Origin of the sequence: Fulvivirga sp. (assembly GCF_040220315.1) — a bacterium.
Classification (GTDB): domain Bacteria; phylum Bacteroidota; class Bacteroidia; order Cytophagales; family Cyclobacteriaceae; genus Fulvivirga.
Window position 1 is genome coordinate 1 of the sequence record NZ_JAVJUY010000309.1, and the last position, 5,362, is coordinate 5,362.

The 5,362-nt window shown below is 38.4% G+C and carries 8 protein-coding genes and 1 tRNA gene; 6 read left to right on the forward strand and 3 right to left on the reverse strand.

The features are described 5' to 3' along the window. Positions 1-215 precede the first annotated feature (215 nt). Both RLO81_RS15610 and RLO81_RS15615 read right to left on the reverse strand, forming a co-directional pair. Positions 216-1,442 (reverse strand): site-2 protease family protein, encoded by a 1,227-nt coding sequence (locus tag RLO81_RS15610; RefSeq protein WP_350113663.1) that lies wholly within the window; start codon positions 1,440-1,442, stop codon positions 216-218. Beyond that, complete coding sequence (locus tag RLO81_RS15615; protein WP_350113666.1) at positions 1,432-2,058, reverse strand: HAD family hydrolase; 627 nt, start codon at positions 2,056-2,058, stop codon at positions 1,432-1,434. Before RLO81_RS15615 ends, RLO81_RS15610 begins: the two co-directional genes overlap by 11 nt. A gap of 187 nt (positions 2,059-2,245) precedes the next feature. Here RLO81_RS15615 and RLO81_RS15620 point away from each other — a divergent pair. From RLO81_RS15620 to RLO81_RS15645, 6 genes are all read left to right on the forward strand, one after another. Further along, a tRNA-Ile gene (locus RLO81_RS15620) sits at positions 2,246-2,322 on the forward strand. A 61-nt stretch (positions 2,323-2,383) separates the two neighbouring features. Next, the gene (locus tag RLO81_RS15625) at positions 2,384-2,674 is read left to right on the forward strand and encodes a GIY-YIG nuclease family protein (protein WP_350113669.1); all 291 of its coding nucleotides are present in this window, start codon (positions 2,384-2,386) and stop codon (positions 2,672-2,674) included. A gap of 103 nt (positions 2,675-2,777) precedes the next feature. Further along, positions 2,778-2,960 (forward strand): GIY-YIG nuclease family protein, encoded by a 183-nt coding sequence (locus RLO81_RS15630; protein ID WP_350113672.1) that lies wholly within the window; start codon positions 2,778-2,780, stop codon positions 2,958-2,960. A 407-nt stretch (positions 2,961-3,367) separates the two neighbouring features. Then, the gene (greB, locus tag RLO81_RS15635) at positions 3,368-3,844 is read left to right on the forward strand and encodes a transcription elongation factor GreB (RefSeq protein WP_350113675.1); all 477 of its coding nucleotides are present in this window, start codon (positions 3,368-3,370) and stop codon (positions 3,842-3,844) included. A gap of 48 nt (positions 3,845-3,892) precedes the next feature. Then, positions 3,893-4,144 (forward strand): hypothetical protein, encoded by a 252-nt coding sequence (locus RLO81_RS15640; RefSeq protein ID WP_350113678.1) that lies wholly within the window; start codon positions 3,893-3,895, stop codon positions 4,142-4,144. After that, positions 4,119-4,865 (forward strand): ATPase, encoded by a 747-nt coding sequence (locus tag RLO81_RS15645; RefSeq protein ID WP_350113680.1) that lies wholly within the window; start codon positions 4,119-4,121, stop codon positions 4,863-4,865. Before RLO81_RS15640 ends, RLO81_RS15645 begins: the two co-directional genes overlap by 26 nt. A 78-nt stretch (positions 4,866-4,943) precedes the next feature. On the opposite strand, the gene RLO81_RS15650 is transcribed toward RLO81_RS15645, so the two are convergent. Beyond that, positions 4,944-5,362: hypothetical protein (locus RLO81_RS15650; RefSeq protein WP_350113683.1), on the reverse strand; the 419-nt coding region annotated here is incomplete at its 5' end.

Genomic DNA, 5,362 nt, shown 5'->3' on the forward strand with positions numbered 1-5,362 from the left:
AGGCAACTTACTCAGTTGGGTTGACCATACTTTTCGTATTCGTTGTTCTAACTTAGGAAGGTCCTTCGTGCCTCAGGATGACTACTAAACGAAGAATGTCATGCCGACAAAGGAGGCAACTTACTTAGTTGGGTTGACGAATCTTTATGATTACGGTGTACTTATTTAGGAAGGTCCTTCGTGCCTCAGGATGACTTTTAGCATGTCTAAATTTATCATCCAATAATAATAGGTGCCGGGCTAAATGATATAATGAATATAATCAGTGCCAACCAGCCTAATAACTTTCTTTCCAGACTAAGTGCTTGCTCATCCACAGAAGGTGGATGGTAAATGCCAATAAACCTACCTAATATCAACCCAAAAAAGAGCCAACCTGAATAACCTTGTACAGGAATGACCATAGGCACCACAAACTGCACTGAAAATAGAATCAAGGCATACATCAATGTCTCCTGTTGGCTTTTCTTTAATCCCCTTAAGGTGATGTATAAAAAGCCAATATACAATGGAACATTCCACATCAACTCATCAATACCATCATAGGGAGTGAGATATCCCATGCCTGCATAAAGCAAAAAGCCAAGAAAGAACCAAGTGGCTATTCGCTTGTGCCAGTGAAAACCAACCATTCCGTAGAGCACATGGCCACCATCTAATTGGCCTATGGGCAATAAATTCAATGCTGTAACTAATAGTGCAAGAAATCCTGCCATTAGTACAGGATAATGCATTATTTCCCTTGAATTTGGCACCAGCTTTTGGTCGCTTACAAACGACTCCATAAACACCATGAGCAATGGCTTGCTTATTGAAATATTAGGTATCTCCGATTGCTTCTGGTATTCAGGGAAAGACCATGAATCAATTTCACCATCATTTACAGCATTAATCGAATCCTGAGCCCTGGCTTCCTGATACGCTTTGTGAGTCATTTGCTCCTGAAATTCCCATGTGTATACGTGATCTTCATAATTCTCACCAAACTGCTCATATTCAGGGTGAATCTGGAATAGATAATCCAAATTGGGCAAAGTGCTGTACCCATAAATGAGTGCCCCTACGGCAATTACAAAACCAGCAATGGGGCCGGAAATACCAATATCAAAATGGATTTTGGTTGATTTGATGTGCTCCTTAATTCTGATGATAGCGCCCATTGTGCCAATTGACATTGGAAATGGTGGAATCGGAATATAATAGGGTAGAGTGGTTTTTACTTTATGATATTTAGCAGTAAAATAATGGCCAAATTCATGCACCGTTAAAATCAACAAGAAGGGTATAGAGTAAGCCATGCCTAGCTCAAAGTCTTTCCAGTTATAATCCGTAAAGAATAAGATTTTACCGTTGATCCACCAAGTACCTGCTACCGTAGCAGTGAAAAAGGTGATTATAAATAATCCGCTATGTATTAAGTACTTTTTTAGCTTATAGTCCATTATTAAAGTATTCCATCATCACCGATGGCGAAGTTACATGAAGCGTTTGTAAACCAAGCCTTTGAGCACCTTCAATATTGGCTAGGCTATCATCAAGGAATAATACCTCTTTAGGATTAAGGTTTTGTTCCTGAATCACCTGATCAAAAGTAGCAGCATCGGGTTTGCGCTTGCCCATTAAATGCGAGTAGTAATCCTGATGAAATAATGTATTAAATTCTGGATGCCCGGCCTCGCTCCTTACTTCGTTTACACGATGCATGTGAATGAAATTAGTGTTACTCAAGAGGTAAACAGAAAAATGCTCCTTTAGGTTTTGTAGCAAATGAATCCGCTCAAGTGGTAAATCCAAAATCATGGCATTCCAGGCATTATCTATTTCATAATCCTCTAATTCTGCAGTTGATAATTCTCTAATAACCGACCGAAAATCATCATCTGATATTTCGCCTTTTTCATAGGCATGAAATCCAGGGTGAGCGTTGGAGAAATCGATAATTTGTTGTGGTGATTTACCAGTTAGTTGAGCAAAAGCCTGAATTGTGAGTTGGGTATTGAGGTTGATGATTACCCCACCCAGATCGAAGATCAAATGCCTGACTGAAAGCTTGTTCAATTTTAAAATTTTTGTTTGTGATATTGTGGGCAAATATCTAATATTGCACTCCCAAAATCAATTAGCAATGGGCAATTAACAATGAGCAGTTATGTTAATTGAAAATTGCACATTGATAAAGGGCCTATAGCTCTCCCGATAGTTATCGGGAGGTTCGAGAACCAAACTCGAAGTAAAATAAAAATTAGGGCCTATAGCTCAGCTGGTTAGAGCACTTGACTCATAATCAAGGGGTCCCTGGTTCGAGCCCAGGTGGGCCCACCATTAAAACCCTGCCATAAGGCAGGGTTTTGTGTTTATAGGTATTGAAATCCTGTTGAGATTCATGAACTACTGTTACATCCTTAATAGCCGAAAAATAAACAAATATTATATTGGGAGCACAAGCCTTTCGCCAAATGAAAGACTTGAGTTGCACATAAATAAAAGCTATGGCAATAAGAAATTCACTGCTCAGGTGGATGATTGGGAGTTGTATGTTGTAATTGAATGTGAATCAAAAAAGCAATCCATTCAAATTGAAAAACACATTAAAAGAATGAAGAGTAAAGTCTACATCACCAATCTGGTCAAGTACCCTGAGATAATTGATAAACTAAAATTGAAATATTGTTAGCCTGGTTCGTCCCGATAGCTATCGGGACAGGTGGGCCCACCATTAAAACCCTGCCTCAAGGCGGGGTTTTCTGTTTATGGGTATTGAAATGCTGTTGAAATTCATGAACTACTGTTACATCCGTTATAGCCGAAAAATAAATAAATATTATATTGGGAGCACAAGCCTTTCGCCAAATGAAAGACTTGAGTTGCACATAAATAAAAGCTATGGCAATAAGAAATTCACTGCTCAGGTTGATGATTGGGAGTTATTTCTTTCCATTCAATGTGAATCCAAAATGTAATCCATTCAAATTGAAAAACACATTAAAAGAATGAAGAGTAGAATCTACATCACCAATCTGGTCATGTATCCTGAGATAATTGATAAACTAAAATTGAAATATTGTTAGCCTGGTTCGTCCCGATAGCTATCGGGACAGGTGGGCCCACAGAAGTGGATAAAGCATCACACAAAAGTGTGGTGCTTTTTTATGCCTCCATTAAATAATCCTTTTTTTGGTCATTTCGTAACCGCCAGTGGGCGGTGGAGAAATCTTTTCCGCCATGCAGATCGGTGTTTCGTTTTAAGATTCCTTCATTTCATTACGGAATGACAGTTCTAAAATCGACAGCCACAATCAGTCAATAGCTATATCACAATGACGAAACACTTTTGTGTAAGCTTCCTTTTTTATAGCATTGCAAAAGCATGAGATCACAGTTAATCACCCCGGAAGGAATGGAAAAGCTAAAGGAAGAATTAGATCACCTTTGGCGAGTAGAGCGCCCTGACATCACCAACAAAGTAAACTGGGCAGCCAGCCTGGGCGACCGCTCTGAAAATGCCGATTACCACTATAACAAAAAGCGCCTGCGACAAATTGATAGCCGCGTGCTTTACCTCCGTAAATGCATCGATGACTTTAAAGTGATCAGCTACCACCCCAGCCAGGATGGAAAAGTATCATTCGGTGCCTGGGTAGAAATTGAAAATGATAAAGGCATGTACAAACGCCTGCGCATTGTAGGGTATGAAGAACTTATTGGCAACCCAGACTACATTTCGATGGACTCTCCCATGGCCAAAGCCTTGCTAGACAAAAAAGTGGGTGATGAAGCCATTGTAAAAACTCCTGTGGCTGAGTTTGTGTGGAAGATTAGGAAGATAGAGTATGGGAAATCGTAACTTTAGTAGGAACTAATGTTTAATGTAAAACTGTTATGTTTGTAAAGCATGAGCAAAAAAAGAACTAGATATCTATCTTATATTGAAGAAACTCCAAAGCATTATTCTAAACTACATAAGGTTGCAAAAAATGGAGTGAAGAAAAGCCTTGCGAGAGCCAAAAAGAGTGGTTTATACATAACTTACCTTAAAGATGGCATCATTGTTCGAGAATATCCTGATGGCCAAATTACTGAAGTAGGCAGAGTTGAGCATGAAAGCATAACGGTAGAAATTGGAACTGGAGCAAAGTTATCTTAAAGGGAGGCGCCTTAGAGTAATTGGAGGACCCAATGGATCCGGGAAAAGTACCATTATTAAAGAAATTCAAAAGAATTATGACGTTGGTGTCTACGTTAATGCCGATGTTATTGAAAAGAAGCTAAAAACTTCAGGACACATTAGCCTAACAGAATCAGGTATTGACAAAATATCGAACGAGGAATTCAAAAAGTTCGTAAAAAAACACTCTCTAACTCAAAAAGCTGCTAATGCAGGTTTTCCGATAGATCTAAAATTTGAGCAAGGTAAAGTATTTCATTCTTCGAAGAGTGAGTATGGCTATGAGGCCGCCCTATTGGCTGATTATTTACGACATGTATTACTTTCCGAAGGGAAAAAACTAACATTTGAAACGGTAATGTCACATAAATCAAAAATTGAGATATTACAACGAGCGAACAAAATTGGGTACAAAACATATCTGTACTTTATTAGCACAAAAGACCCATTAATTAACATAGAACGTGTTAATCTTCGTGTAAAAGAAGGAGGACATAGTGTTCCGAAGGATAAAATCGAAAAGCGATATTATGAAAGCCTGAAATTACTAAAAGAAGCGGCTAAAAACACATACAGAACCTTTATTTGGGATAACTCCGGAAAACAGCCAGAACTCATTCTTGAAATTTACAAAGGAAGCGACATCACATACCTTTCTAAGACCATTCCATATTGGGTACAGAAGTATCTTTTAGATTAGTAGCATTATGACAAATCCCCAGCTGAGTGTTCAGCCGAGGATTGCTCTTACTTTTTTGATTTTTTAATTAGTGTTCTTTCAACCTTCTGGTGTGTCATCACATACTCCAGCAGTCCAAAATACCATTTCAGTTTCCACTTCTCCGGTTTCTGGCGTTACTCCTTTAATTACTATGAGATAGGCATTGCCCAGTTCAAATGTGAGCCCTTCTTGCATAGGAATTTCTGACCCTGTGTGATATTCAATACCATTAATTTCAAAAACTATATCCTGTACATAGGCCAGTGTAAGCATAAATTCAGGTCCGCCAACATAAACCCAATCGGAAAATACTCCATTAAAAGCTGGTGTAAAATCACCACTTGAAGCTTTAAACAATAAATTATCAATTTGGTATTCTGTATCATTTACAACAGCAAGGTTAATTTTATCTGCTTTGATACCTTCATTGAAATTTATACAAGTAAATCTGACATCTCCATTTTCTTCGCCACAGC

Excerpts from the sequence above, each read along its gene's own strand:
- RLO81_RS15610 (WP_350113663.1), bottom strand. The coding sequence starts at position 1,442 with ATGGACTATAAGCTAAAAAAGTACTTAATACATAGCGGATTATTTATA.
- RLO81_RS15625 (WP_350113669.1), top strand. The coding sequence starts at position 2,384 with ATGAACTACTGTTACATCCTTAATAGCCGAAAAATAAACAAATATTAT.
- RLO81_RS15630 (WP_350113672.1), top strand. The coding sequence starts at position 2,778 with ATGAACTACTGTTACATCCGTTATAGCCGAAAAATAAATAAATATTAT.
- greB (WP_350113675.1), top strand. The coding sequence starts at position 3,368 with ATGAGATCACAGTTAATCACCCCGGAAGGAATGGAAAAGCTAAAGGAA.
- RLO81_RS15640 (WP_350113678.1), top strand. The coding sequence starts at position 3,893 with ATGAGCAAAAAAAGAACTAGATATCTATCTTATATTGAAGAAACTCCA.